The organism is Ruegeria sp. CF5 (assembly GCF_056537325.1).
The window spans coordinates 374,185-400,655 of sequence record NZ_JBQFRI010000001.1 but is presented as its reverse complement, the minus strand read 5'-3'; the positions used below and the strand labels follow the sequence as shown (position 1 = coordinate 400,655).

Genomic DNA, 26,471 nt, shown 5'->3' with positions numbered 1-26,471 from the left:
GCCGGTAAGGAGGACCCATGGCCAATCTGACGACAGACTTTCTTGGAATTTCCAGCCCAAACCCATTCTGGCTGGCATCAGCACCGCCAACGGACAAGGAATACAACGTGCGCCGCGCGTTCGAGGCCGGATGGGGCGGGGTGGTCTGGAAAACTCTGGGTGAGGAAGGCCCGCCGGTGGTCAACGTGAACGGGCCGCGCTATGGCGCGATTTATGGTGCAGACCGCCGCCTGCTTGGCCTCAACAACATCGAACTGATCACGGATCGCCCCCTTGAGGTCAATCTTGAGGAAATGGCCCGGGTCAAGGCGGATTACCCCGACCGGGCGCTGATCGCGTCGATCATGGTGCCTTGCGAAGAAGGGGCATGGAAAGCAATCCTGCCGCGTGTGGCCGAAACCGGGGCCGACGGGATCGAGCTGAACTTCGGCTGTCCCCACGGGATGAGCGAGCGCGGAATGGGCAGTGCCGTGGGGCAGGTGCCGGAATATATCGAAATGGTCACCCGCTGGTGCAAGCAGTACTACGACAAGCCGGTGATCGTGAAGCTGACGCCGAACATCACGGATATTCGCAAACCGGCGACGGCGGCCAGAAACGGTGGCGCTGATGCGGTCTCGTTGATCAACACGATCAACTCGATCACCAGTGTCGATCTGGATACCTTCAGCCCCGAACCGTCGATTGATGGCAAGGGCAGTCACGGTGGCTATTGCGGACCGGCGGTCAAACCGATTGCTTTGTCGATGGTCTCGGAAATTGCCCGCAACTCCGAAACGCATGGGCTTCCGATTTCGGGCATCGGCGGGGTCACCACATGGCGCGATGCGGCAGAATTCATGTCGCTGGGCTGCGGGACAGTTCAGGTGTGTACCGCCGCGATGACCTATGGATTCAAGATCATCGACGAACTGACGGCTGGATTGTCCAGATGGATGGACGAAAAGGGCTACACGAACGTCTCCGAGATCGTCGGCCGCGCTGTTCCCAATGTGACCGACTGGCAGTACCTGAACCTGAATTACGTCGCCAAAGCCAAGATCGATCAGGATCAGTGCATCAAATGTGGCCGTTGCTATGCGGCGTGCGAAGATACCAGCCATCAGGCCATTTCGATGTCACCCGACCGTGTGTTCGAGGTGATAGACGAAGAATGCGTGGCCTGTAACCTTTGTGTCGATGTCTGCCCGGTCGAGAACTGCATCTCGATGGTGCCGATGGCTGCGGGCGAGGTTGATCCGCGCACGGGAAAAGTTGTTCAGGAAGAATACGCCAACTGGACGACCCATCCCAACAACCCGATGGCGAAGGCGGCAGAATAGGCAGAGAATTTTCGTCGAGAAATCTCAATTGGGAAACTCGGCGAATTTTCTCCGAACAGAAAATCCACCGGCCCGTTGTGGCAAGTGACGATGTACTGGTAGGCGGTGCGGATCAGATGAAATCCGCGCCGCTTTCTTTCTGATTTGAAGCAGTCATACCCGACCTCACGTTCAACCCTTGCCACCGACCGGCGCACGACGACACCCCGTCGCGCCGATTTGGTCGAAAACAGTTGGGCAATCCATGCTCAGGATTGAGGCTGGTTACAAGCATGCGCAAAAGTTGCCTGATTGTGGGTAAGCGATTCTTAAGGCGCCAGAAGTTTGCGATACACCGTATCGATAAAGGGTTCGGCCCCCTCAAACGGGTCTTCTTCGCCCAGAATTGCGCGCACCTGAACGTCGAAATCGGCATAGTGCTGGGTCAGCGCCCAGATGGAAAACACCAGATGATAGGGGTGAACCCGCGCGATTTTACCCTGATCCATCCAACGCGTCAGAATTTTGGTCTTGTCGTCGACAAGCCTTTTCAGATCCTCTGAAAGAGCCTGATGAATACGCGGCGCGCCCTGAACCAGCTCATTGGCAAACAACCGGCTTTCGCGCGGCAGTTCACGGCTCATCTCAAGCTTGCGGCGCGTGTAGGATAGGATTTCTTCAAGCGGATCGCCGTTTTCGTTCAGGTCGTGCAGCGGTGCCAGCCATGTGTCCAGCAAGCCGGACAGCAGAGCGGTATGAATCGCCTCTTTCGATGGGAAGTAGTACAGCAGGTTGGGTTTGCTCAAACCGGATTCGGCTGCAATCTGATCCACCGTTGCCCCGCGAAATCCATGTGCTGAAAAGACATTCAATGCTGCCTCCAGAATGGCGGCGCGGTTCTTTTTCTGAATGCGGGTCGGTGCGCGATCCTTGGGCATGTTCTTCGGTTGTCTCTTTTTCTGCCAATCAGGGGGCAATTATGCCGAAATTTCCGGCTGTGCCATGCAATTTCTTGACTGATGTTGAACCCGTGATAGCGTGAGTTTGACCAGATGGTCAAATCACGACACCAAAAGCGAGCCAATTCGCAAGCAACAGGGGAAAACACATGGCAGCTCCGGCGCAGAATCTCAGAATCAATGGTGACCGGTTGTGGGACAGTCTGATGGAGATGGCCACGATCGGGCCGGGTATCGCGGGTGGTAACAACCGCCAGACCGTGACCGACGAAGATGCCGAAGGACGCGCCCTGTTTCAGAAGTGGTGCGAGGATGCGGGCTGTACCATGGGGCTGGATCAGATGGGCAACATGTTTGCCCGGCGCGAGGGAACCGATCCCGATGCGCTGCCTGTGTATGTCGGCTCGCATCTGGATACGCAGCCTACGGGCGGAAAGTATGATGGGGTTTTGGGGGTTCTTGGCGGGCTCGAGATCATTCGCACCCTGAACGATCTGGGTATCAAGACCAAACATCCCATCGTTGCGACAAACTGGACCAACGAAGAGGGGACGCGCTTTGCCCCGGCGATGTTGGCCTCGGGTGTGTTTGCGGGGATGCATACGCAGGACTGGGCCTATGATCGCGAGGATGCCGAGGGAAAGAAATTCGGTGACGAACTGCAACGGATCGGCTGGCGTGGCGAAGAAGAGGTCGGTGCCCGAAAGATGCACGCGTTTTTCGAGCTGCACATCGAACAGGGACCCATTCTCGAGGCCGAGGAAAAGGACATCGGCGTCGTCACGCATGGTCAGGGGCTAAGCTGGACGCAGGTGACAATTACCGGCAAGGACGCCCATACCGGATCGACTCCGATGCCGATGCGCAAGAATGCGGGTCTGGCGATGGCACGGGTGCTGGAAAAAGTGGATGAGATCGCCTGGTCCCACGCTCCCCACGCCGTCGGAGCCGCAGGGCATATCGATGTCTTTCCCAATTCGCGTAACGTGATCCCGGGCAAGGTGGTTTTCACTGTCGATTTCCGCTCACCCGATCTGGAGGTGATCAAGGATATGGAGGCCCGCCTGCGCGTTGCGGCCCAAGACATCGTCGACGAAATGGGGCTGTCCGTTGAATTCGAAAAGGTCGGCGGATTCGATCCGGTCGATTTCGATGAAAACTGCGTCACGGCAGTACGTAATGCAGCGGAAAGGCTGGGTTATTCGCATACGGACATCATTTCGGGCGCGGGGCATGATGCCTGCTGGATCAACCGTGTTGCCCCGACGGCGATGGTGATGTGTCCCTGCGTGGATGGCCTGAGCCACAACGAGGCCGAGGAAATAAGCAAGGAATGGGCGGCCGCCGGGGCTGATGTTTTGTTTCACGCGGTCGTCGAAACCGCGGAGATAGTGGGGTGAAACCGGATCGCCTCTCAAAAGGGTCAATCCTGTTTGCCAGCTTTGCAATATTGCTGGGCCTGCTTGCTGTTTACTTTCTTGTCGATCGGTATCGATCAATGCAGCAAGAGATCGAAGACGCTAATCTCAGTGTCGAATATTATCAGGAACGAGAAACGCTGTTAATCGAGTTGTTCCTTGTCGAGAACAACGTCCTCGGGATGTTCGACCGGGCCCAGAACGCCGAAACGCCGGAAGAACGGATGGCCGCCGTTCAGGAGTTGGAGGTGCTCATTCTCGAGGCGATGGCGCTGCTGACAGACTTCCCAACCGGCTCGATCGGGGACGCCTCTGAATGGGTCAAACTGTTTAGCGCCATTGCGGCCGTGGTTGGTTCACTCAGTTCGACAGTGATTGCGGTTATGCTTTTTCTCCGGGATTCCAAGAGGTCCCAGCTGGAGAATGAAAAACTTGCGGTCGAAATCGCCCAGCTGAAACTTGATTTAGCGAGAACTACGCCCGCTAAAGGTACAGAACATATAAATAAAACAAATCCGAACGGAGCCAGCTCATGACCACAGTGATCAAAAATGGAACCATCGTTACTGCCGATCTGACGTACAAGGCCGACGTAAAGATCGAAGCAGGCGTAATCACGGAAATCGGTCCTGATTTGAAAGGCGACAAGGAACTGGATGCAACCGGGTGCTACGTCATGCCCGGTGGCATCGACCCGCATACGCATCTGGAGATGCCGTTTATGGGGACATATTCCAGTGATGACTTCGAAAGCGGAACGCGGGCTGCTCTGTCCGGCGGAACCACAATGGTGGTCGATTTCGCGCTGCCCAACCCGGGCGAAAGCCTGCTGGACGCGCTGAAACGCTGGGACAACAAATCGACGCGTGCCAATTGCGACTACTCGTTCCACATGGCGGTGACCTGGTGGGGCGAGCAGGTGTTCGATGACATGAAAACCGTGATCGAACAGCGTGGCATCAACACCTTCAAGCACTTCATGGCCTATAAGGGCGCGCTGATGGTGAATGATGACGAGATGTATGCCTCGTTCCAGCGTCTGGCCGAGCTTGGCGGGATCGCCATGGTCCATGCCGAGAACGGCGATGTGGTTGCCGAACTTTCCGCCAAACTGCTGGCCGAGGGAAATACCGGCCCCGAGGCGCATGCCTATTCCCGACCGCCACAGGTTGAGGGCGAGGCCACAAACCGGGCCATCATGATCGCTGACATGGCGGGTGTGCCGCTCTATGTGGTGCATACGTCCTGCGAAGAAAGCCACGAAGCCATTCGCCGGGCACGGATGCAGGGAAAACGGGTCTGGGGCGAGCCGCTGATTCAGCACCTGACACTGGATGAAAGCGAATATTTCAACGCCGATTGGGACCATGCGGCGCGGCGCGTGATGTCTCCGCCGTTCCGTGACAAAAAGCATCAGGACAGCCTGTGGGCCGGGCTGCAATCCGGATCGCTGTCGGTTGTGGCAACCGATCACTGCGCCTTTACGACCGAGCAAAAGCGCTATGGCGTCGGCGACTTCACCAAGATCCCGAACGGGACCGGTGGGCTGGAAGACCGGATGCCGATGCTGTGGACGCATGGCGTCAGCACGGGGCGCCTGACGCCGAATGAGTTCGTGGCCGTGACCTCGACCAATATCGCCAAGGTTCTGAACTGTTATCCCAAGAAGGGCGCGGTTCTGGTTGGAGCGGATGCGGACCTGGTTGTCTGGGACCCGGAGAAATCCAAAACTATTCAGGCATCTACGCAGCAATCTTCAATCGACTACAACGTGTTTGAAGGCAAAGAGGTCAAGGGCCTTCCGCGCTTTACCCTGACCCGTGGACAGGTCGCCGTTCATGATGGTGAGATACGTACACAGGAAGGCCACGGCAACTTTGTCGCGCGTGAGGCGAACACAACCGTGAACAAGGCGCTGAGCACCTGGAAAGAGCTGACTGCGCCCAGACCGGTCGAGCGGAGCGGTATTCCGGCAACCGGCGTGTAAACCTCTGGAGCTGCCGGTTCGGCAGCTCTCAACGATCTCTTTTCAAGGCAATAGAATGGACACTGAAAGCAATACCCAGCCCGTTATCGAGGCAAGGCAGTTGGATCTGGTGTTTCAGACCAATGACGGGCCGGTCCACGCACTCAACGATGTGAACCTGACGATCGACAAGGGCGACTTTGTCAGTTTCATCGGCCCGTCGGGCTGTGGCAAAACCACCTTTTTGCGATGCATCGCGGCACTGGAAAATCCAACCGGCGGCACGCTGAGCATCAATGGCATGACTCCGGACGAGGCGCGGCGGAGCAGGGCTTATGGCTATGTGTTTCAGGCGGCGGGACTTTATCCGTGGCGGACAATCACCAAGAACATAAAACTGCCGCTTGAGATCATGGGTTACTCTCGCGATCAGCAGGAAGATCGCGTTAATAAGGTTTTGGAACTCGTTGATCTTGAAGGGTTTGGCGGAAAGTTCCCATGGCAGCTATCGGGGGGAATGCAACAGCGTGCGTCGATCGCGCGTGCCTTGGCCTTTGATGCCGACATCCTGCTGATGGACGAACCTTTCGGCGCACTGGACGAGATCGTGCGCGATCACCTGAATGAACAGTTGTTGCAGCTTTGGTCGCGCACGGACAAGACCATCGGCTTTGTCACGCACTCGATCCCCGAGGCGGTGTATCTCAGCACAAAGATCGTGGTGATGAGTCCACGCCCCGGGCGGATCACCGACGTGATCGAAAGTCCCTTGCCAAAGGAACGCCCGCTGGACATTCGCGATACGCCCGAGTTTCTGGAAATCGCCCACCGCGTGCGCGAAGGACTAAGAGCGGGGCATGCCTATGACGATTGATATCGCCGTGAAAGAGGGCGCCGCATGAAGAACCTGTTGCCCATTCTGGCGGTTCTCGCCGCCATTGTCGCCATCTGGTATGCCGCCGTTGCGCCCATGAATATCCGCGTGGCACTGGATCAGGCCCAGCGGTCCGGTGAAGTCGTCACGCCCGAAACCTCGCGCGTTCGACAGAACACTTCGGTCTGGTACCTGATGGCGGTCAATCCGTCACATATCTCCAAAGGCTATGCGCTGGATCGTCCGCGGCTGCCGACGCCGGGGCAGGTCGGACAGGAGTTGTGGAAAACCACCGGTGAGATGGCGCTGCGTGGACGCGCGCTGTCGAAACGCTCGTTGATCTATCACGCCGGCATCACCTTGCAGTCGACGCTTTGGGGGTTCCTGCTGGGCACCACGCTGGGCATCGCGGCGGCGGTGGCAATCGTCTATTCGCGTGTTGTCGACATGAGCCTGATGCCGTGGGCGATCATAAGTCAGACCGTGCCCATCGTGGCGCTGGCGCCGATGATCATCGTGGTCAGCTCACAGGTCGGGATCGAAGGGCGAGGCGTGCCCAAGGCCATCATCTCGGCCTATCTGTGCTATTTCCCGGTGCTGGTGGGCATGGTCAAAGGCCTGCGCTCACCATCCGCATCTCAGCTGGATCTGCTTAAAACCTATAATGCGTCAGGGGCGCAGGGGTTCTTCAAGCTGCGTCTGCCCTCATCGATGCCCTACCTGTTCACGTCGCTCAAGATCGGCATCGCCGCGGCGCTGGTGGGGACTATTGTAGGCGAGCTTCCGACCGGGGCTATCTCGGGGCTGGGCGCGCGCATTCTGATCGGGGATCAGTTCGGTACGCCATTGGCCATCTGGGCCGCCTTGTTGGCAGCCGCAATATTGGCTGGGCTGTTGGTGACGCTGCTGGATATCCTGCAGCGCGTGGCCCTCAAGCGAATGGGGATGAACACATGACCTGGTTATCCCTTGCATTGCTCTTTTGGGGGCTGGCCTGGTGGGCCAACTATCGTCTGGCGATTTCAAAGTGGAACAAGACACGGGGCGTCCGCGTTCTGGTCCCGGTTCTGTTCGGTGTCACCCTGTTAGTCTTGTGGGAAGGTCTGGTGCGGGGGCTTGATGTCTCGCCGGTCATCCTGCCACCGCCGTCTGATGTGGCTGAAGAATTCTTCAGCTCGACCGGCACACTTTGGGAGGACTTCCGCCAGACCGTTTTCAAAGGTGCGCTTACCGGGTTTGTCATCGGCAGCGCCGCGGCATTTGCCTGTTCGATCGCCATCGACCGCTCGTCCTTCCTGACACGCGGGCTGCTGCCGATCGGCAATTTCGTGGCAGCACTACCAATTGTCGGCATCGCGCCGATCCTGGTCAGCTGGTTCGGGTTCGACTGGCACTCAAAAGCGGCCGTGGTCGTGGTAATGGTGTTTTTCCCGATACTCGTGAACACGGTGCAGGGCCTGCGTGAAACCGACGCTATGCAGCGCGATCTGATGCGAACCTATGCGGCCGGATACTGGCAGACGTTGCTCAAACTGCGCCTGCCCGCTGCGATGCCATTCGTATTCAATGGCCTCAAGATCGCGACCACGCTGGCGCTGATCGGCGCGATTGTTGCCGAGTATTTCGGATCACCCACGCGTGGCATGGGTTTCCGCATTTCAACCGGTGTCGGCAGTCTGGATATCGATCTGGTCTGGGCCGAAATCGTAGTGGCGGCAATGGCAGGAACGGTGTTCTATAGCGGTGTTGCATGGATCGAAAAGGCGGTGACATTCTGGCACCCGTCACAACGAAGATAAGAGGAACCGAGCCAAGACATTAACCGACAAGACCCCCGCATCAATAAGGGGGCGAAGTTTCAACAAGGAGAAAAGACAGATGAAAAAGCTACTTAGTGGGGTGACTGCGGCCTTCACACTGGCAGCCGGTGCCGCATTGGCCGCTGACGAGGTCAATCTGCAGCTGAAATGGGTCACGCAGGCCCAGTTCGCCGGATATTACGTTGCCAAGGACAAAGGGTTCTATGAGGAAGAGGGGCTGGACGTCACGATCCTACCGGGTGGCCCCGATATCGCGCCGACGCAGGTAATCGCCGGGGGCGGTGCGGATGTCACGGTCGAATGGATGCCCGCGGCGCTGGCTGCGCGCGAAAAGGGGCTGCCGCTGGTCAATATCGCCCAGCCGTTCAAAAGCTCGGGCATGATGCTGACCTGCTGGAAAGACGCGGGCATCGCCTCGCCCGAGGATCTCAAGAATCGCACTTTGGGTGTCTGGTTCTTCGGCAACGAATTCCCGTTCATGAGCTGGATGAGCCAGCTGGGCATTTCAACCGACGGCAAGGGCGAGAGCGGTGTCGAAGTTCTCAAGCAGGGCTTTAACGTCGATCCGCTGCTGCAGCGTCAGGCCGATTGCATCAGCACCATGACCTACAACGAATATTGGCAGGTCATCGACGCAGGCGTGAATCCAGATGACCTCGTGACCTTCAAATACGAAGATCAGGGCGTCGCGACGCTTGAGGACGGCCTCTACGTGCTTGAGGAGAACCTGAGCGATCCGGCATTTGCCGACAAGATGGAGCGTTTCGTTCGCGCCTCGATGAAGGGCTGGAAATACGCCGAAGAGAACCCGGATGAGGCCGCGCTGATCGTTCTCGACAATGATGAGACCGGTGCCCAGACCGAGACGCATCAAAAGCGCATGATGGGTGAGATCGCCAAGCTGACCGCAGGGTCGAACGGTGCGCTGGACCCGGCGGATTTCGAGCGTACGGTAAACACTCTGCTGGCCGGCGGTTCCGATCCCGTCATCACCAGTCAGCCTGAAGGTGCCTGGACCCATCAGATCACGGATGCGGCTCTGAACTAAGTCGCCAAAGCGAAACGGCGGATGTCGGTAACGCGGTCCCAACGGGGCCGCGTTTTTCGTTGCACTTGCCGGTTTTGACGTTTGATCGCGACAAGGAATGACCTAGTATTACTGTGAAATAACGCGCATTTAATCCCGTTGCCAACCGGATGTGGTAGATAATGCAGAATTTTGCAACAGAATTCAGTCAAGCGGCCTCTCTGATCCTGGAAGGGGATGCCGAGCTGTGGGCTATCGTTCTGCTTTCTCTGCGCGTTTCCGTCTTTGCGGTGCTGATTTCGGCGCTGATCGGGATGCCTGTCGGGGCCGCGCTGGCGGTTTCGCGTTTCCCCGGGCGGCGCGCCCTTATCGTGTTGATGAATGCCCTGATGGGGCTGCCGCCCGTCGTTGTGGGCCTCACGGTCTATCTGATGCTCTCGCGTTCCGGGCCGTTGGGTGTGCTGCAATTGCTGTACACGCCTACCGCCATGATCATCGCTCAGGTGGTTCTGGTCACGCCGATCGTGGCCGCGCTGACGCGTCAGGTGATCGAAATGCTGGCCGAGGAATATTCGGAACAGCTTCGCTCGATGGGCGTATCCCGGCTGGCATCCGTGCCGGTGTTGCTGTGGGATGCACGACTTGCGCTGATCACGGCTTTGCTGGCCGGATTTGGCCGCGCCATCGCCGAGGTCGGCGCGGTGATCATCGTCGGCGGCAATATCAACCACGTGACGCGTGTCATGACCACATCCATCGCGCTTGAGACGTCCAAGGGCAATCTGGCGCTTGCGCTTGCGCTGGGTGCCATTCTGATCGGCATCGCGGTTGCAGTGAACGCGCTGGTCAGTTTCCTCGGCCTGCGGGCGGAACAGGAAGGGCTGCGGCATGCGTGATCTGGCCCCTGATATGTTGAGTGGTCTGAAAGTCCAGAACCTGCGTATTGGCCGCAACGGCAGCACGTTGTTGGATGTGCCGGGGCTTGTGTTGGACGGGCCCGGACCCACCCTGATCCTTGGTCCCAACGGAGCGGGCAAAAGCCTGTTGCTGCGTTGCCTGCACGGGCTGATCCTGCCGGATCAGGGGCGGGTGCTGCAGGATAAAAAGCCGCTGAGGGCCGAGCAAAAAGCGCGACAGGCGATGGTGTTTCAGCAACCCGTTCTTTTGCGCCGTTCCGTTGCGGCCAATCTGGACTTTGTGCTCAAGCGACGGCAACTGACGCGTGCTGTCCGAAAACAGCGTATCGCCGATCTGCTGCAAGAGGGCGGGCTGAGTGGCAAGGCCCGGCAGGCCGCGCGCTCGCTTTCGGGCGGCGAGGCGCAGAGGCTTGCGATCTTGCGCGCGCTGGCATCCGATCCCGAAATTCTGTTTCTGGACGAACCCACCAGCGCCCTTGATCCGACGGCCACCCAACAGATCGAGCGCATGATCATGCGCGCTTCGACGCGCGGTGTTCGGATCGTGATGGTCACCCATGACATCGGACAGGCGCGCAGACTTGCAGCGGATGTTGTAATGATGCATGGCGGGCATGTCGTTGAACATGGCGCAACAAAGCAGGTGCTGGACGCCCCCGCAAGCACTGCCGCGCGTCGCTATCTGGCCGGTGGGCTGGTGACTGAGCTGTAAGTGAGCAGGAGAATCCCGAATGATCGGAAATCTGATCCGCGCAGGATTGATTGCGCTTGGCCTGACCGCAGGGTCCGTCAGCGCCGAAGAGCCGTTCATCATCGTGCAATCCACCACCTCGACCCAAAATTCCGGATTGTTTGACCATATCCTCCCGGGGTTCGAGGCCGAGACGGGCATTGATGTGCGTGTGGTCGCGGTTGGCACAGGTCAGGCCATAAGGAACGCGGTAAACGGTGACGGAGACGTTCTGCTGGTACATGCCAAACCGGACGAAGAGAAATTCGTGGCCGATGGCTGGGGCGTGGAACGGCTCGATGTCATGTACAATGATTTCGTGCTTGTTGGCCCGAAATCCGATCCGGCGCAGGTAAAAGACAGCGCGGATATCGTCGCGGCGCTGACCGCGATTTCGCGTGCCCAAGCCCCGTTTGCTTCGCGTGGGGATGACAGCGGTACGCATAAGGCCGAGCTAAGCCATTGGGACGCGGCCGGGGTTGATGTCGCCGGTGCATCAGGTGACTGGTACCGTGAAACCGGATCGGGCATGGGGGCCACGCTGAACATCGCCAGCGGAATGGGTGCGTATGCACTGACGGACCGCGCGACATGGCTGTCCTTCGGCAATCGGGGCGACCTTGAGGTGTTGGTCGAAGGCGACCCGAGGCTGTTCAACCAGTATGGCGTCATTCTGGTGAACCCCAAAAAGCACCCCAGCGTTCGCGCGGCGGCGGGCCAGCGGTTTATTGACTGGCTGACGGGTGAGCATGGGCAGGCTGCGATTGCATCCTACACGCTTGAAGGCGAGCAATTGTTCTTTCCGAACGCCAACTGAATTCGCCCCAGCGGTGTTTCTAGCCGCTGGCCCCGTTGTGGTGGATGCGGCCCAATGACGAAATGTCATAACCGCCCAGTTCGGCAGCGCGGTCCGCAAACCGGCTGCTTTGCAGGAACCGGATCAGCTTTTGCATCGGCTCGTCAAAAAAGGCCCTGCGCCAGATGGCCAGATCAAACCGTTCCTCATGCGTTGCGGCAAAGCCCAGCCCGTAAAGACCGGCAAGGGCGCCCAGACCAAAGCCGGCTTCGGCCTTGCCATCATGCAGAGCAATAGCCAGTTCCTCTTCGGTTCGCGCACACGCAGGCGACGGCTCCAGATCGTCTCGTGCCAAACCGTGTGCCGCAAGTTGTTCGTCGAACAGGCGTTGACTGGCTGCGCTGTCCTGACGAAGCATCACGCGCCGCCCCTTGAGATCCTCAAAACCGGAAATGCCTGTGACTCCGGGGGCCAGCAACAGCCCACGCTGGCGGCAGGCGACTTCGTACAGAACAACCGGCGCTTCGCCCAGCGTGTCCCGCAGGGATTGCGTGTTGAACCCGTTTTCCTCGTGGATATGGAGGGCTGCGGCCTGTGCGGCCCGATCCGCCAGGCGGGTCAGCCCGTCAAACGATCCGTCGTAGTAGGTGGCCAATCCCGACCCGCTTTCCCGCAAGGCCCAGTCCAGCAATGGATCATGGCTGCCCGCGACAATCGGGGGCAGGGGCGGTTCCGCCACCTCGGGGCCGGATCGGGATGCATTCAGCCAAGCGATCACCTCGGCGCGCGGGAACAGCAGCTTGCCCATGGCGCGAACACAGGGAACCTCGCCCGACGAGGCCAGATCGTAGGTTTTGCGCTCGCCGATGCGCAGCAGGTCGGCCAGTTCACGGGTGGTCAGATACTCGGACATTCAGTCGAGACGCACCGCAGAACCCGCGCTTGTGTCAGCCGAGGTTGGCCCCAGCCGATCCAGCGTGAACGGCGCAGCAGCAGTGATGACGATCATCGCTGCGACGGCTGCAAGAAAGGCTTTCATCTGTTCCTCCGGCTCAGTCCTTCGTTGCCGTAGCGCGGCGCAGAAAGGCGATCAGATCGGCGCGGTCCTGCGGGCCCGTGATCCGTTGCATCGGCATCTTGGACCCCGGAATGTAGTGATCCGGCCCCTGATCGAACAGAGCGTTAATCGTTTCGTCATTCCAAACGATATCAGAGTCTTGCAGCGTGTCCGAGTACAAATATTCATCAAGCGTACCGGCCCGGCGTCCGAAAACTCCGTACAGGGTCGGACCGGCGCGTCGTTGCCCGTCCGGTGTCAGGCTGTGACAGATTGAACATTTCCGCGCGAATTGCCGCTCGCCATTGTCCATTTCACCGGGGTTTTTCAGAAATTCGGGCTCAGACCCCGCCATCTGGTCGTGTTGGCCCAGCGAGGCAACCGGCCAGCTATACATCGCCTCATCAATTCCGCCCGCGTGAATGTTCAGTCCATCCGCCGAAAATGCCAAGGCCCAGACCGGGCCGCGCAAGGTGGCACGGAAATCATGTGCGATGCGCCAATCCACCGTGTCGATCACCATGATGAACCCTTCGCCGTCCCCAACCGCCAGTAATCGTCGGTCCGGGCTGAGGGCGAGGGCCAGAATGGGGCGGCGTTCCAGCGTGAAGTCGCGTTCCTCGCCGGATTCCAGATCGAATACGCGCGTCACACCATCCACCGCGCCATAGGCGATCCAGCCGTCTTGTGCGTTCAGGGCCAGTTCGTTGATGCCAAACCCATGCTCGACCAACCGCTCGGTTTCCTGACCGCTGGTCAGGTCCCAGACGCGCAGCGCCCCGTCCATGCCCGCAGAATACAGAACGGACCCATCGGGTGAAAACTCCACCGCGTTCACCCCGCTGCCGGTCGGGCCCAGCATTTGCGGTTCCGAACCATCTACCGGCCATATACCGATTGTGCCGTCCCAGCTGGCCGTCGCGACATGAGTTTTCGAGGCGGCGATGCCCACGATCTTGCCTTTGTGCCGACCAACGATCTTCCCACCGGGCCAACGCCGCAGCGTAAAGTCGTCACCCGCCGAATAAATTGCCGTGCCGTTAAAGGCGACGCTGGTCACGGCGGCCTCGTGCCCCTCCAACCATTCCGGTCTGCGCCCCGACCAGACGCCGATGGAATTGTCGAAACTGGCCGTCGCAATCCGACCGTCCGGCGCGGTTGCAATTCCCATGATCGGGCCGCCATGGCCTTTCAGCGTAAAGAACTCTGCCGCGCCCGGAAGCGGCAGCAAGGCAAAGGCCAGAATCAGCGCGCGCATCTATTCCGCTGGCGAGGCCGCGCCGTCCTTGGCCTCTTCCGCCTGTACATCTTCCAGCCACAGCGAATGATGTTCCCGCGCCCATTGCTCTTCGACTTCACCGGTGCCCATGGCGTCGAACGCGCCTTCCATACCGATCGAGCCCAGATAGATGTGCGCCAGAATGATCGCGATGAAGGCATAGGCCACCATGACGTGCCAAATCTGGGCATACTGCATCTCTTCCTGCGGGGACATCTGTTCGGGCAGGCTCAGACCCACGGCCTGCGGCAATCCGGTCGCATTGGCGATCGAGAAGGTTTTGGCAAACAGCGGCATTTCGAACGGGAACAGTAGCGACAGCCCTGACAGGCTGATCGACACGCCCAGCAGGATGCACAGCCAAAAGATGACCTTTTGCCCTGCATTGAATTTCTTTGCGGGCGGGTGGCTGCCCTTGGTGAACAATCCGCCACCAGCGGCCAGCCATTTCAGGTCGGTGCGGTCGGGCAGGTTATGCGCGATCCAGTTCAGCGTGACGATCACCAGCCCCAGCATGAAGGCCCAGGCGATATTGTTGTGCAGCCATTTGCAGGCCTGCGCCACAGCCGCAAAACCTTCTTTGCCAAAGACCGGAATCAGGAAGTCTCGGCCATACAGCGTCAGCAGGCCAGTGACACCCAGAACCAGAAACGACCCGGCAAACAGCCAGTGGCCAAACCGCTCGAACCCTGAGAACCGGGTGACGGTGCGCCCGGTCCTGTCGCCCTCGATGCGAATACGGCCCCGGATCAGGAAGAACAGCAGTAATACAACCAGCATCCCGCCCAGAATGTATGTCCCGTACTCCCGCAATGGCCCGGTGCGAAAGGTCAGCCACCACATGCCGCCGTCCTGAATGACGACGCCCGAAGCAGGCCCGCGGGAAGAAACCGTGACATCAGCTGACCCGTATCGCAGCGCCCGGTAGACATCGCTGTCCGAGGCTACGCCGCGGGTTCCAAGCTGGCCGATCAGACCCTCGGCATTGCCCTGTCCGGTATTGTCTGAACGATAAGTGTTGTCGACTTTTTCGCCGCGCTGGCGGGCCAGAATATCCTCCAGCGTCGTCGCGCCTCCGGTTTCCGGGCGCTCGGGCGCCTCCTGTGCAAAAGCGGGCAGGGACAGGCAGAAAAGACAGATCAAAAGTCGCAGAAACGGCATGGCACCCTCTTCGACGGATTGTGGGAATTCATCCCGCGATCAAGCGGGACCAAGAATTTTCGTCGAAAACTCTCCTGCGGCAGGGGCACGCAACACCGCGCCCCTGCCAGCGATCAAAGAGGATCAGCCGCCTTTTTGGTCGTAGGCGGTGCCCCAACCCCAGGCGCCCGAGCCAAATCCGCGCGCCACGACGCGTTCGCGGTAAACGGCGGACACCACATCGCCGTCACCGGCCAGCAGCGCCTTGGTCGAGCACATCTCGGCACATAGCGGCAGCTTGCCTTCGGCAATCCGGTTGCGACCGTATTTGGCGAACTCGGCGGTTGAATGGGTTTCTTCGGGGCCGCCGGCGCAGAAGGTACACTTGTCCATCTTGCCACGCGATCCGAAATTGCCCGCCTGCGGATATTGCGGCGCACCGAACGGGCACGCGTAAAAGCAATAACCGCATCCGATGCACAGGTCCTTGGAGTGCAAAACCACACCATCCTCGGTCTGATAAAAGCAATCCACCGGGCATACCGCCATACAGGGCGCGTCCGAGCAATGCATGCAGGCCACCGAGATCGAACGTTCACCCGGTTTGCCGTCATTGATCGTCACCACCCTGCGGCGATTGATACCCCAGGGCACCTCGTGCTCGTTCTTGCACGCGGTCACGCAGGCATTGCATTCGATGCAGCGTTCAGCGTCGCAGAGAAACTTCGCTCTAGCCATTTTCGTCCTCCTTACGCTGCCCAGATCTTGCAGAGAGTACACTTGCTCTCCTGCATCTGGGTCACTGAATCATAGCCATAGGTCTGAGCGGTGTTCGAGCTTTCGCCCAACACATAAGGATCGGCCCCTTTCGGGTATTTGTGCCGCAGATCCTCACCCTGGAAATGGCCGCCGAAATGGAACGGCATAAAGGCCACCCCGGCACCGACCCTTTCGGTCAGCATCGCCATCACCTTGACCTTGCCGCCTTCGGGACCTTCGACCCAGACCTGACTTCCGTCGCGAATGCCAAGGTTGTTGGCGTCGCGTGGATTGATCTCGACGAACATGTCCTGCTGCAACTCGGCCAGCCACGGGTTCGACCGGGTTTCCTCGCCGCCACCCTCATACTCGACCAGACGACCTGACGTGAGGATTATCGGATAATCCTTTGAAAAGTCGTTCTTTTGGATCGAGGCATACAGGGTAGGCAGGCGATAGGCCTGACGGTCCTCGTAGGTGGGATAATCCTCGACCAGATCGCGCCGATTGGTATAGAGCGGCTCGCGATGGATCGGGATCGGGTCCGGGAAGGTCCAGACAACCGTCCGAGCCTTGGCATTGCCGAACGGCGCACAGCCATGGGCAATCGCAACCCGCTGGATACCGCCTGACAGGTCGGTTTTCCAGTTGGTCTTCTCAGCGGCCACGGCGTCGATTGCGGCTCGCTCTTCAGCCGTCAGGTCGCCGTCCCAGCCAAGGTCCATCAGCATTTGCATCGTGAATTCGGGATATCCATCCTGAATCTCCGACCCGGCGCTATAGACACCTTCGGCCAGCAGGTTCTGACCGTCCCGTTCCACGCCAAAGCGGGCACGGAAGGTCAGGCCGCCTTCGGCCACCGGCTTGGACATGTCATAAAGGTTCGGCGTACCGGGATGACCCATCTCTGCCGTGCCCCAGCAGGGCCATGGCAAACCGTAGTATTCGCCGTCATTCGGACCGCCGATGGCCTGCAGCGTGGTTCTGTCGAACGTATGCTGGTTGGCCATGTGGCTTTTGATCCGCTCTGGCGATTGCCCGGTGTAACCGATGGTCCAGAGGCCCGAGTTGAACTCACGCGTGATGCTTTCAACATTGGGGGTCTCGGCATCCTCCATCTCGATATTGCGGAAGAACCGGTCAGCCCAGCCGAACTTGTTGGCGAACTTGGCCATGATGACCTCATCCGGCAGGCTTTCGAACAGCGGCTCGACAATGCGATCCCGCCACTGCAACGAGCGGTTCGAGGCCGTGACTGAACCACGGGTTTCGAACTGCGTACAGGCAGGCAGCAGATAGACACCATCGGTACGGTCATGCAGCACGGCGGAAACGGTGGGATACGGGTCGATCACGACCAGCATGTCCAGCTTTTCCATCGCCGTCTTCATTTCCGGCCCGCGTGTCTGTGAATTGGGCGCGTGGCCCCACAGAACCATGGCGCGAACGTTGTTGTCCTGATCCATGTTGGCCGGGTCTTCCAGAACACCGTCGATCCAGCGCGAGACCGGGATACCGCGTTCGTTCATCAGCGGCTTGTCCTTGCCCTCCTTGTCTTTAATCGAGGCGAACTGGCCTTTCAGCCATTCGACATCTTCGCCCCAGACGCGGGACCAATGGCCCCAGGCGGCGGCGCTCAGGCCGTAATACCCGGGCAGGGTGTGGGACAGAACACCAAGGTCTGTCGCGCCCTGAACGTTGTCATGGCCGCGGAAGATGTTGGTGCCGCCACCCGATGTGCCCATGTTGCCAAGCGCAAGCTGCAGCACGCAATAGGCGCGGGTGTTGTTGTTGCCATTGGTGTGCTGGGTTCCACCCATGCACCAGATCACCGTACCGGGACGGTTATTGGCCATGGTGCGCGCAACGCGGCGCAGCTGCGATCCGGGCACGCCGGTGACACGCTCGGTTTCTTCGGGCGTCCAGTTGGCGACCTCTTCGCGGATCTGATCCATGCCCCAGACACGGGTGCGGATGAACTCTTTGTCCTCCCAGCCGTTGTCGAAGATGTGCCACAGGATACCCCAGATCAGACCGACATCGGTGCCCGGACGGAACCGGACATATTCATCGGCATGTGCCGCGGTGCGCGTAAAGCGCGGATCGCAGACGATCAGCGGCGCATTGTTCTGCTCTTTCGCGCGCAGAACGTGCAGCAGCGAAACGGGGTGCGCCTCGGCCGGGTTGCCGCCGATGATGAATATCGCCTTGGAGTTATGGATGTCATTGTACGAATTGGTCATGGCGCCGTAGCCCCATGTATTCGCAACACCCGCAACGGTGGTCGAGTGACAGATACGGGCCTGATGGTCCACGTTGTTCGTGCCCCAATAGGCGGCGAACTTGCGGAACAGATAGGCCTGTTCATTGTTATGCTTGGCCGAGCCCAGCCAGTAGACGCTGTCCGGCCCGCTTTCCTCGCGGATCTGCATCATGCCGTCGCCGATCTCGTTGATCGCCTCTTCCCAGGTGATGCGCTTCCACTCACCGCCTTCCTTCTTCATCGGATATTTCAGGCGGCGTTCGCCATGGGCGTGCTCGCGAACCGAGGCCCCCTTGGCGCAATGTGCACCTAAGTTGAACGGGCTGTCCCAACCGGGTTCCTGCCCAATCCAGACGCCGTTTTGCACTTCGGCAATCACTGTACAGCCGACAGAACAATGGGTGCAGACGGATTTCACGTTCTCAACGGCCCGATTGGCCGCTGTCTGGGCGCTGGCTGGCGTCACGGTTCCACCCGTGGCGCTGATCGCGGCAAGGCCGCCGATCGTCAGGCCCGAGCCACGCAGGAATGCGCGGCGATCGACGGTTTTCTCGCCGATCTGGGACAGGATACTTGTCCGCTGGGGGCGTCTCGCAACCCCGTTGGTCTTTTTCCTAAGCATTGGTTTCCTCCCTTGCGCGCCATGTGAGCCATGGCTGGCTTGGTACTTCTCGTGCCGACATCAGGGCCAATCGCAACCGTCAGTCGGGGTGAAGGCGTCCGATCCTAGAACCGGGTGCTTTCGACGTAGGCGCGGGTATGCGCGGTGTCCTGAATGCGGGTCTCGTCAACGGGCAGTTCAGCCGCCTCCGCTTCACCGCTCAGGCTGGCAGCGGCGACGGCAGCGGGTGCTGCGGTTCCGGCCAGTTTCAGGAAGTCACGGCGGGTTGCGCCGGTTTCCTTGGTCTTGCTCATGGGACTCCTCCTTTCCCATTTGCGATTTAGCGCCCGGTCGGACGCTGGCGAGTGGCAGCGGATCACGCTGCCGTCATCCGGAAGGCCTCCCGCTCGATCTCCATGAAAGTCCGACCGGCAGTGCCGACGGATGCATAGAGAACCGAGTTTTCGGCAGCTTCCAAATCCGAATAGAAATGCCCGGCCCAAGGGCTGATATGCCTGTTCCAGAACGTCTTTTGATCGTCCAGCGGGGCAGGCGGCCCAAACCGGCCAATGATCATCCCCGCCATGACCTCCATCAGCGAGGCGATGTTGTCTTCGGGTTCGAATACGTTGGGTGCCCGCGTAATGCCGCGCGCGGCCATATCGTTGCGCAGTTGCGCCAGCGGTTTCTCATTCAGAAAGCCGGTTAGATAGAAACTGGCATAAGGCAGCAACTCACCGCGTCCCAGACCGATGAACAGGGCGTTGAACTCTCGCTCGGCGGCTGCGGGCTTGGTCACTCTGGCAACCCGTGACATGGCCTGAATGGCCTGTCCCAACTCGGTCTCATCTCCGCTCAGCCCGGCCATCTGGTCCAGAAGCATCTGATCGGGCGGGCCGGACAGCAAGAGGCCCAGAAAGTTGTAGAAATCAGCGCGCAGGCGATCCTCAGCCGAGATATCCAGATTTTGCGCGTTGTTTGTGGTCATTGGGTCATCCTTCAAACTCGAACTTCATGCGGCGTGGGGCGGGTGGGGGCGCCTGCGGCTCCTCCACCTCTGCCGTTTCGACGATTTGCACCTCGGCCTGCACCGTTTCTTCGACCAGCTCCGGCTGATCGTCGGCTTCGGCCGCTTCGGGTATATCCTCGACTTCCGGGCTTTCCTCGTCAGCTGCCGCAAGCGCCTGGACATGCGCCAGCATTCCCTTGCCGACCTGATAGGCGGTCGGGATGTTCTCGATCACGCAGGCCGCATCGGTATAATCCTCGCCGTAATCGACCAGCCCATCCACATTGGCCAATACCGGGTTCAGGCGCCACAACCGGCGCAGTGCACGGCGACGCAGACGATCCGGCACCGCTTTGGCCATGAATCCGGATACATCATCTCCGGGTTGCAGGTGATCCGGATCGGGCAAGTTGAACTCGGCCAGAATTTCGGCGTCCGGTTTTTCTTCCAGCTCAGCGTGTTTTTCAGCGATGGCCTGCGCTTCTGCCGCGGCGCCCTCAGCCTCGGTTTCCGCCTGAACGGCGGCCTTGCGGCGGGACCAGAAATCGCGGGCCTGAGTCATTGGACAACCCTCCGCGGCGACCGGTAAACGTCCGAGTCCTGCCGGATGCGCGCATCGCCCCGGCCGTCCTCGACCAGATCCACCCGCTTCTTGTCGCGGCGGCGTTTGACGAACGCATCCTCGCGGTGGTGCTGCAGCGTGAAATCCCGAACCCAGGCAATCAGCCCCTGGGTCATCGGAACCTTCTCGACTATCTCTTCGCCCGTATCTGCATAGTCCTGCCCCTCGAACGGAGAGGCCGTGACCAGCGCAGCCGTCAGCGGACGGTCCCCGTCAGGTTCATTGCGCAGCACCAGATATATCGAAGGTTGCCCATCGGCGAGGTTCGCCATGTAGGCTTCGGTCTCGGCGGCCCACAGGGTCAGGGGCAGGGTGGCCGCATGGTATTCGATCGCGTCACCCTCGCGCCGCAACTCGACCCAGTCCGCAGGTCCGGCACCGGGCAGCACCGCCACCGCGCGCCAGTTCCATTTTGCCCAGCGGGTCACGCCGGGCGTTTTGCGCACGACGACTCCCAACGGCATTTCAATGTGGATTGCGGCCTTGGCCACGCGGTCCTCCCCAGAAGGCTCTCCCCTGCCTTCTCTGATGTGTACTATGGTACATAAATTGGCCTCGTGCCAAGTCCAGATCGATTGATGCAGGCAGGAATCACCATTTTTTGTCTATTGCCGTGCGGATATCCGACACCTCTGGTAATGCGCGGGGTGTGAACTATAGTGCACAAACATTCGCGAGCCACCGCGTTGCCTTACCAAAGCCCGGCTTTGCGCTATGGTTGACACAAGGCCGAACCAAAGCCCGAGGGGAGGATATGGGTAAAAAACTTTTGCTATGCGACTGCGAGGGATCTCAGTCGCTGGACGCTGCCTCACTCAGCACCTCTTGCGGCGTTGAATGCACACGGGTTCACTCCGCTCTTTGCACCCGGGAATTGGGAATGGCTGCCGAGCTGCTTTCGCAGGATGATCAGGTTGTAATCGCCTGCGGACAGGAGCAGCAAGTGTTTCAGGAACTGGCCGAAGAACTGGGCGTGGACGAACCCGGCTTTGTTGACCTGCGCGACCGTGCCGGCTGGTCAGGGCAGGGCGACTCGGCAGGGCCCAAAATGGCAGCGCTGGCGGCCGAGGCACTATTGCCGCAACCGATTACGCCCAGCGTCGATGTGATCAGCGAAGGCGTCTGTTTCATTGTCGGGCCGGGTGACGTGGCATTCGATCTGGCCGAACGATTGTCGGATGTGCTTGCCGTGACCGTACTTGCGACGGATGACGCCACTCCGCTCTCTCGCAAATTTGATACCGTCCGGGGCAGGCTGCAAACTGTAGACGGTGCGCTGGGTGGGTTCGACCTTAAACTGCGCGCGCTTCAGCAGACGGAACCGGGCGGGCGGGGCGATTACCGCTGGACCGATCCGCGCGATGGCGCCACCTCTCGCTGCGATATCATCATCGACCTGACTGGCGGCACGCCTTTTGTTCAGGCACCCGACAAGCGCGAAGGGTATCTGCGTGCCGATCCCCGTGATCCCGTCGCGGTTGCACGGCTGGCGTTTGACGCCGCACAACTTGTCGGGACGTTTGAAAAACCCCTTTACGTACGGCTCGAGGAAACGCTTTGCGCTCATTCCCGCGCCGGCCAGACCGGATGTTCCAACTGTCTGGACATTTGCCCCACAGGGGCCATCACGCCCGCCGGGGACCATGTGGCCATTGACCCGATGGTTTGCGCCGGATGTGGTGAGTGCGCGGCGCTTTGCCCCTCGACTGCCATCACGTATGAGGACCCTTCCGTGTCCTCCCTGTTGGCACGCATCCACATCCTTGCCCGCACCTATCGGCGGGCTGGCGGAACCGCGCCCCGGCTGCTGGTGCACGACGCCCATGGGGCAGATATGATCCGCCTGTTGGCCCGCTTTGGTCAGGGCTTGCCCGCTGATGTGATCCCGCTGGAGCTGGGCGTCGTTTCCGGCTTTGGCCATGCCGAGATGCTGGCCGGGCTGGCCCACGGCTTCGCCCGCGTAGACGTCCTGCTTGCCCCAACGACCGAGAGGGAGGCACTCACGCGCGAAATTGCACTGGCCGAAGCCATCGCGGGCAAAGGACGGCTGGGTATGATAGACGAAAGCGACCCGGAACTTCTGGCTGATCTGCTTTATGGTCAGGACGTCCCGGTTCCATTGTCCGATCCGGTGCTTCCCATGGGCAACAGACGACAGATCGCGCGTCTTGCGGCGCAGGCTTTGAATCCCGTTGCCGAACAACCGCTGCCGCTGCCTGATGACGCGCCCTATGGGGCGATTGCGGTGAATACGGATGCCTGTACCCTATGCCTGAGCTGCGTGTCTCTCTGCCCGTCCGGCGCATTGATCGACAACCCCGACAAACCCCAGCTCAACTTTCAGGAGGGCGCCTGCCTGCAATGCGGGCTGTGCCGCACGATTTGCCCGGAAAGTGCAATTGCACTTGTTCCGCAACTGAACCTCAGTGACGCCGCCCTTTCGCAGCAGGTCCTGAACGAGGAAGAGCCGTTTGCCTGCATCGAATGCGGGGCGCCTTTCGGGGTCAAATCGACGGTCGAGCGGATCATGCAGAAACTGGCGGGCTCGCACCCGATGTTCGCCTCGTCCGAGCAAGCCAAAATGATCCAGATGTGTGACGATTGCCGTGTGCAGGCACAGTTTCACAGTCAGGACAATCCGTTCACGTCAAATCCCAAACCGCGTGTGGTGACAACGGATGACTATTTCAGCAAGCGCAAGGATCACTGATGCTTCAGCGGCGCGCCCAGATCGGCGGCGGCAACGATGGATACAAAGCCCAAAATCGCCTCCAGTTCATCCAGCGTGATCGTCACGGGATGGATCGGCGACGGGCGCTCGGGGTCGAATGGCGGGGTAACGCCGTCAATTTGAGTGAACGCGGGGTGCGGGTTGAGAACATAGAACTGCTGAAACCGCTCAGACCAGTCAGGAAAGGACCGCAATACTGAAAAGGACGGGGTAGACCCCAATCCGTTCATCCGGTTCTGCGGGCCAATCACATGGCAGCGCCCGCAATGGGTCAGGGCAAGTTTCTCACCAAGGGCCGTGTCGGCATCGGGTTCCGCCACTTCCTGAATGTCCGCGACCTCGAAATGCGCGGTGAATGGCCCGCCTGTGTCAGGAGTGAAACTTTCGACCGTGCGCTTGCCGATATCCGACAACAGCCAGTCGCGGAACTTTTGCTGGGGTGGGGTATCCTTGATGCTTAGATGATAGATAACATCATCCCGTGCAAAAACCGGATCGCCCGACGGCTCGACACTCAGCTTCATCACGCCGTCTTTTTCTGCGACAACGCGAATCCCGGTCTTGAGAGAGAAGCGTGGAAGGATATGTTTCAGGATACCGGATCGTGCCAATTCGTCCGGGGCCGCCAGTCCAAGAGCTTCCTGCGACGAGGAAGGGCTGGCGGAGAGCATCAGGCTCAGGCACAAAAGGACAAAGCGCATGGCTCAGCCTAACGGTGGCGGGGCAAATGCGTCAAATGAACAGAATGAGACGGAGACACATGCAATGAGCGGCGACTACAACATGTCGATGCGCAAATTCCTCAAGCAGGTTGGCGTAACCAGTCAGCAGGCGATCGAGGAAGGTCTGCGCAAAGCAGGCTCGCCTGCCGGAAAAAGCTTTGAGGCCCGCGTGGTTCTGACCATCGATGGGCTGGAGGTCGAGCATGTGGTGACAGGTCAGATCAAGGATGACGAGGCATGAGCGTCCGTGACGCGGTTCTGGCGAACCTGAAAAAGATTACCGATCCTGTCTCGGGGCAGGATATTGTCAGCGCGGGTATTGTCCGCGCCCTGAATGTCGAAGGCGACACGGTTCGCTTTGTGCTTGAGATCGACCCGAAACAGGCCGAGCGGATGGAGCCTGTTCGTGCAACGGCCGAACAGGCGGCGCAGATGGTCGAAGGGGTCGCGAATGTCTCGGCCATGATGACCGCGCATTCGGAAAAGGCGCCGCCCGATCTGAAACCCAAACCCAAGCCCTCGCAAACCGGTCCGCAGGCGGTGCCGGGCGTCGACAGGATCATCGCCGTTGCATCGGGTAAGGGCGGCGTCGGTAAATCCACCGTTTCGGCGAACCTTGCCTGCGCATTGGCCGCCGAAGGTCGCCGGGTGGGCCTGCTGGATGCCGATGTCTATGGCCCTTCCCAGCCGCGCATGCTTGGCGTGTCCGGCCGCCCGGCCAGCCCGGATGGCAAAACCATCCTGCCGCTTCGCAATCACGGCGTGACCATGATGTCTATGGGCTTGATGGTAAACGAAGGACAGGCGGTTGTCTGGCGTGGCCCGATGCTGATGGGCGCATTGCAACAGATGATGGGTCAGGTGCAATGGGGCGCTCTGGACGTACTGATCGTCGACCTGCCACCCGGCACCGGTGACGTACAGCTTACGCTGAGCCAAAAGTTCAAGGTGGACGGCGCCATCGTCGTCTCGACCCCGCAGGACGTCGCGCTGATCGACGCGCGCAAGGGGATCGATATGTTCCGTCAGCTCAAGACACCGATCCACGGTATGATCGAAAACATGTCCACCCATATCTGCTCGAATTGCGGGCACGAGGAACATGTGTTCGGCCATGGCGGCGTTGCGGCCGAGGCCAAGGAACTGGACGTTCCGCTGTTGGGTGAAATCCCGCTGCATCTGGATATCCGGGTTGCTGCGGATGGCGGCGCGCCGATTGTCGTCAGCAAGCCCGAAAGCCAGCAGGCCGAGGCTTTCCGCAGGATTGCCCGTGACCTGATCGCTAAAGGCAACGCATGAACCAGCCGGTCTTTCCCCCTTTGCTTCAGGGTTATCCCGTGCAGGGCGGGGAAGACCCCTTTGACCGCGCGCAGGCGCTTGCCGCGCTGGGCTGCGACGCGGGTACCATCACCTACAACATTCAGGCCGATCACCTGCGGGTGGCCATCGTTTTTGCTCCGGAAATACCGTTGCAGGACGCAATGGCGATGTTGCCTCTCTGTGCGGTCGGGTTCCAGAACGCGCTGGGCGCATTGGCCCCGCCCGAGGTTGCCGTTCATCTGGGCTGGGGTGGGCTGATCTGTGTCAACGGGGCCAGATGCGGGCAATTTCACGTTGCCGCCTCAACCTCTGATCCGACTCAGGTTCCAGACTGGCTCGTGGTCGGCTGGGATCTGACATTGCTGCAAACCGGCCACGCTCCGGGCGAGACACCGGATATTACTGCTCTTTATGATGAAGGCTGCGCCGATGTTTCGCCGGTTCAACTGATCGAAAGCTGGTCGCGCCACTCACTGACCTGGCTCAACCGGTGGGAAGAGGATGGCAACGCCCCATTGCACGGCGAATGGATGGGCCTGCTGCGTGGCGTCGGCGAACCGATCGAGCGGCAAGGGCATTCGGGGATATTCCTCGGCACTGATGAAAGGTTCGGAATGTTGATCCGCGATGGCGCGGACACGCACCTTCACCCCCTGACAACCCTGTTGGAGAAACCGTCATGAAACTGGCCCGCGCCATTCATTTCGATGAAAGCGATACACATGTCTTTCATTCCCCGGCCCGGACCGGCGAATGGTGCATCTCGGGCGGGTTCGAGTTCTCCAACTGGGGCGAGGGCGATCTGGAAGGCAAGGCGCGGCAGGCCTTTGCCAATGGCTGGCTGGGTCTGGAAACCTTCGGTCGGGTGACGTTTGTGGCGGTGACGCAGATCGAACAGGCCGAGCGTGAACGGCTGGCCGACGCATTGGCTGCGCATTTCGTGCAGCTATACGGCGCACCCTCGATCGAGGCGGCACTGGGCGTCGCCCGCGAAGAAATCGCGCATATGTCCGAACTCTGCGACGACCACGACCCCAACACCCTGCTGACGGTCGCGCGCGAGTTGACCGATGCCGGTGTTCACGAGGCGTACCGGGCCATCACCCCACAGGATGCCGAGCTGGAGGCGCTTGCCGTCCATGGATCGCTGGATGAATAGC

Annotated in this window: 28 protein-coding genes; 16 read left to right on the top strand and 12 right to left on the bottom strand. The window is 59.9% G+C overall.

The window, feature by feature from the left end:
• The first annotated feature begins 17 nt into the window (after window positions 1-17).
• The gene (gene preA / locus ACR0NW_RS01865; RefSeq protein ID WP_480449145.1) at window positions 18-1,322 is read left to right on the top strand and encodes an NAD-dependent dihydropyrimidine dehydrogenase subunit PreA; all 1,305 of its coding nucleotides are present in this window, start codon (window positions 18-20) and stop codon (window positions 1,320-1,322) included.
• Between the two features lie 308 nt (window positions 1,323-1,630).
• Here the strand turns inward: preA and ACR0NW_RS01860 are convergent, their stop codons facing one another.
• The gene (locus ACR0NW_RS01860) at window positions 1,631-2,239 is read right to left on the bottom strand and encodes a TetR family transcriptional regulator C-terminal domain-containing protein (RefSeq protein ID WP_480449147.1); all 609 of its coding nucleotides are present in this window, start codon (window positions 2,237-2,239) and stop codon (window positions 1,631-1,633) included.
• A 170-nt stretch (window positions 2,240-2,409) separates the two neighbouring features.
• Here ACR0NW_RS01860 and ACR0NW_RS01855 point away from each other — a divergent pair, with 170 nt between their 5' ends.
• From ACR0NW_RS01855 to ACR0NW_RS01810, 10 genes are all read left to right on the top strand, one after another.
• Window positions 2,410-3,660 carry a Zn-dependent hydrolase gene (locus ACR0NW_RS01855; protein WP_480449149.1) on the top strand — a complete coding sequence of 417 codons (1,251 nt, stop codon included), beginning with the start codon at window positions 2,410-2,412 and terminating at the stop codon, window positions 3,658-3,660.
• Complete coding sequence (locus tag ACR0NW_RS01850) at window positions 3,657-4,214, top strand: hypothetical protein (RefSeq protein ID WP_480449151.1); 558 nt, start codon at window positions 3,657-3,659, stop codon at window positions 4,212-4,214. The genes ACR0NW_RS01855 and ACR0NW_RS01850 overlap by 4 nt, the downstream gene beginning before the upstream one ends.
• Window positions 4,211-5,665 carry a dihydropyrimidinase gene (hydA, locus tag ACR0NW_RS01845; protein WP_480449153.1) on the top strand — a complete coding sequence of 485 codons (1,455 nt, stop codon included), beginning with the start codon at window positions 4,211-4,213 and terminating at the stop codon, window positions 5,663-5,665. Before ACR0NW_RS01850 ends, hydA begins: the two co-directional genes overlap by 4 nt.
• A 55-nt stretch (window positions 5,666-5,720) precedes the next feature.
• Window positions 5,721-6,518 (top strand): ABC transporter ATP-binding protein, encoded by a 798-nt coding sequence (locus ACR0NW_RS01840; protein WP_480449154.1) that lies wholly within the window; start codon window positions 5,721-5,723, stop codon window positions 6,516-6,518.
• Between the two features lie 24 nt (window positions 6,519-6,542).
• Window positions 6,543-7,475 (top strand): ABC transporter permease, encoded by a 933-nt coding sequence (locus ACR0NW_RS01835; protein WP_480449156.1) that lies wholly within the window; start codon window positions 6,543-6,545, stop codon window positions 7,473-7,475.
• Window positions 7,472-8,317 (top strand): ABC transporter permease, encoded by an 846-nt coding sequence (locus ACR0NW_RS01830; protein WP_480449158.1) that lies wholly within the window; start codon window positions 7,472-7,474, stop codon window positions 8,315-8,317. The genes ACR0NW_RS01835 and ACR0NW_RS01830 overlap by 4 nt, the downstream gene beginning before the upstream one ends.
• 79 nt (window positions 8,318-8,396) lie before the next feature.
• Window positions 8,397-9,386, top strand: coding sequence for an ABC transporter substrate-binding protein (locus ACR0NW_RS01825; protein ID WP_170650389.1), 990 nt, complete (start codon window positions 8,397-8,399; stop codon window positions 9,384-9,386).
• Window positions 9,387-9,547: 161 nt separating this feature from the next.
• Window positions 9,548-10,261: an ABC transporter permease gene (locus tag ACR0NW_RS01820; RefSeq protein ID WP_480449160.1), complete on the top strand. Its 714-nt coding sequence runs from the start codon at window positions 9,548-9,550 to the stop codon at window positions 10,259-10,261.
• Entirely contained in the window at window positions 10,254-10,994 is a 741-nt protein-coding gene (locus tag ACR0NW_RS01815) for an ATP-binding cassette domain-containing protein (RefSeq protein ID WP_480449162.1), read from the top strand. Before ACR0NW_RS01820 ends, ACR0NW_RS01815 begins: the two co-directional genes overlap by 8 nt.
• A 19-nt stretch (window positions 10,995-11,013) precedes the next feature.
• Window positions 11,014-11,829, top strand: coding sequence for an ABC transporter substrate-binding protein (locus ACR0NW_RS01810; RefSeq protein ID WP_480449164.1), 816 nt, complete (start codon window positions 11,014-11,016; stop codon window positions 11,827-11,829).
• A gap of 19 nt (window positions 11,830-11,848) precedes the next feature.
• On the opposite strand, the gene ACR0NW_RS01805 is transcribed toward ACR0NW_RS01810, so the two are convergent.
• The 10 genes from ACR0NW_RS01805 to ACR0NW_RS01760 all read right to left on the bottom strand — a co-directional run bounded on the left by ACR0NW_RS01805 (window position 11,849) and on the right by ACR0NW_RS01760 (window position 21,029).
• Window positions 11,849-12,721, bottom strand: coding sequence for a substrate-binding domain-containing protein (locus tag ACR0NW_RS01805; protein WP_480449166.1), 873 nt, complete (start codon window positions 12,719-12,721; stop codon window positions 11,849-11,851).
• The gene (locus ACR0NW_RS01800; RefSeq protein WP_480449168.1) at window positions 12,722-12,847 is read right to left on the bottom strand and encodes a hypothetical protein; all 126 of its coding nucleotides are present in this window, start codon (window positions 12,845-12,847) and stop codon (window positions 12,722-12,724) included.
• Between the two features lie 13 nt (window positions 12,848-12,860).
• Window positions 12,861-14,123 (bottom strand): c-type cytochrome, encoded by a 1,263-nt coding sequence (locus ACR0NW_RS01795; RefSeq protein WP_480449170.1) that lies wholly within the window; start codon window positions 14,121-14,123, stop codon window positions 12,861-12,863.
• Window positions 14,124-15,305, bottom strand: a complete 1,182-nt coding sequence (locus ACR0NW_RS01790; protein ID WP_480449172.1) for a formate dehydrogenase subunit gamma — start codon at window positions 15,303-15,305, stop codon at window positions 14,124-14,126.
• Window positions 15,306-15,428: 123 nt separating this feature from the next.
• Window positions 15,429-16,022 (bottom strand): formate dehydrogenase FDH3 subunit beta, encoded by a 594-nt coding sequence (fdh3B, locus tag ACR0NW_RS01785; protein ID WP_170650376.1) that lies wholly within the window; start codon window positions 16,020-16,022, stop codon window positions 15,429-15,431.
• 11 nt (window positions 16,023-16,033) lie between these two features.
• Window positions 16,034-18,928: a formate dehydrogenase subunit alpha gene (locus ACR0NW_RS01780; RefSeq protein WP_480449174.1), complete on the bottom strand. Its 2,895-nt coding sequence runs from the start codon at window positions 18,926-18,928 to the stop codon at window positions 16,034-16,036.
• A 104-nt stretch (window positions 18,929-19,032) separates the two neighbouring features.
• A complete protein-coding gene (locus tag ACR0NW_RS01775; protein ID WP_170650372.1) occupies window positions 19,033-19,221 on the bottom strand; it encodes a twin-arginine translocation signal domain-containing protein in 189 nt (62 codons plus the stop codon).
• 62 nt (window positions 19,222-19,283) lie between these two features.
• On the bottom strand, window positions 19,284-19,895 hold the full coding sequence (locus ACR0NW_RS01770) for a molecular chaperone TorD family protein (protein WP_170650370.1): 612 nt from the start codon (window positions 19,893-19,895) through the stop codon (window positions 19,284-19,286).
• A gap of 4 nt (window positions 19,896-19,899) precedes the next feature.
• Window positions 19,900-20,478: a DUF3306 domain-containing protein gene (locus tag ACR0NW_RS01765; RefSeq protein ID WP_480449176.1), complete on the bottom strand. Its 579-nt coding sequence runs from the start codon at window positions 20,476-20,478 to the stop codon at window positions 19,900-19,902.
• Complete coding sequence (locus ACR0NW_RS01760) at window positions 20,475-21,029, bottom strand: DUF3305 domain-containing protein (protein ID WP_480449178.1); 555 nt, start codon at window positions 21,027-21,029, stop codon at window positions 20,475-20,477. Before ACR0NW_RS01760 ends, ACR0NW_RS01765 begins: the two co-directional genes overlap by 4 nt.
• 263 nt (window positions 21,030-21,292) lie before the next feature.
• Here ACR0NW_RS01760 and ACR0NW_RS01755 point away from each other — a divergent pair, with 263 nt between their 5' ends.
• Window positions 21,293-23,248, top strand: coding sequence for a 4Fe-4S binding protein (locus tag ACR0NW_RS01755; protein ID WP_480449180.1), 1,956 nt, complete (start codon window positions 21,293-21,295; stop codon window positions 23,246-23,248).
• Here the strand turns inward: ACR0NW_RS01755 and ACR0NW_RS01750 are convergent.
• Window positions 23,242-23,970 carry a hypothetical protein gene (locus ACR0NW_RS01750; protein WP_480449182.1) on the bottom strand — a complete coding sequence of 243 codons (729 nt, stop codon included), beginning with the start codon at window positions 23,968-23,970 and terminating at the stop codon, window positions 23,242-23,244. The two genes, ACR0NW_RS01755 and ACR0NW_RS01750, sit on opposite strands and share 7 nt — an antisense overlap.
• 64 nt (window positions 23,971-24,034) lie before the next feature.
• Here ACR0NW_RS01750 and ACR0NW_RS01745 point away from each other — a divergent pair, with 64 nt between their 5' ends.
• Genes ACR0NW_RS01745 through ACR0NW_RS01730 form a run of 4 tightly spaced genes read left to right on the top strand, consistent with a single transcriptional unit; the run spans window position 24,035 to window position 26,470 of the window.
• Entirely contained in the window at window positions 24,035-24,232 is a 198-nt protein-coding gene (locus ACR0NW_RS01745) for a DUF6494 family protein (protein ID WP_170651255.1), read from the top strand.
• Entirely contained in the window at window positions 24,229-25,290 is a 1,062-nt protein-coding gene (locus ACR0NW_RS01740) for an Mrp/NBP35 family ATP-binding protein (RefSeq protein WP_170650362.1), read from the top strand. The genes ACR0NW_RS01745 and ACR0NW_RS01740 overlap by 4 nt, the downstream gene beginning before the upstream one ends.
• Complete coding sequence (locus ACR0NW_RS01735) at window positions 25,287-25,994, top strand: biotin/lipoate--protein ligase family protein (RefSeq protein ID WP_480449184.1); 708 nt, start codon at window positions 25,287-25,289, stop codon at window positions 25,992-25,994. The genes ACR0NW_RS01740 and ACR0NW_RS01735 overlap by 4 nt, the downstream gene beginning before the upstream one ends.
• Window positions 25,991-26,470, top strand: coding sequence for a DUF6505 family protein (locus tag ACR0NW_RS01730; RefSeq protein ID WP_480449186.1), 480 nt, complete (start codon window positions 25,991-25,993; stop codon window positions 26,468-26,470). The genes ACR0NW_RS01735 and ACR0NW_RS01730 overlap by 4 nt, the downstream gene beginning before the upstream one ends.
• Window position 26,471 lies beyond the last annotated feature (1 nt).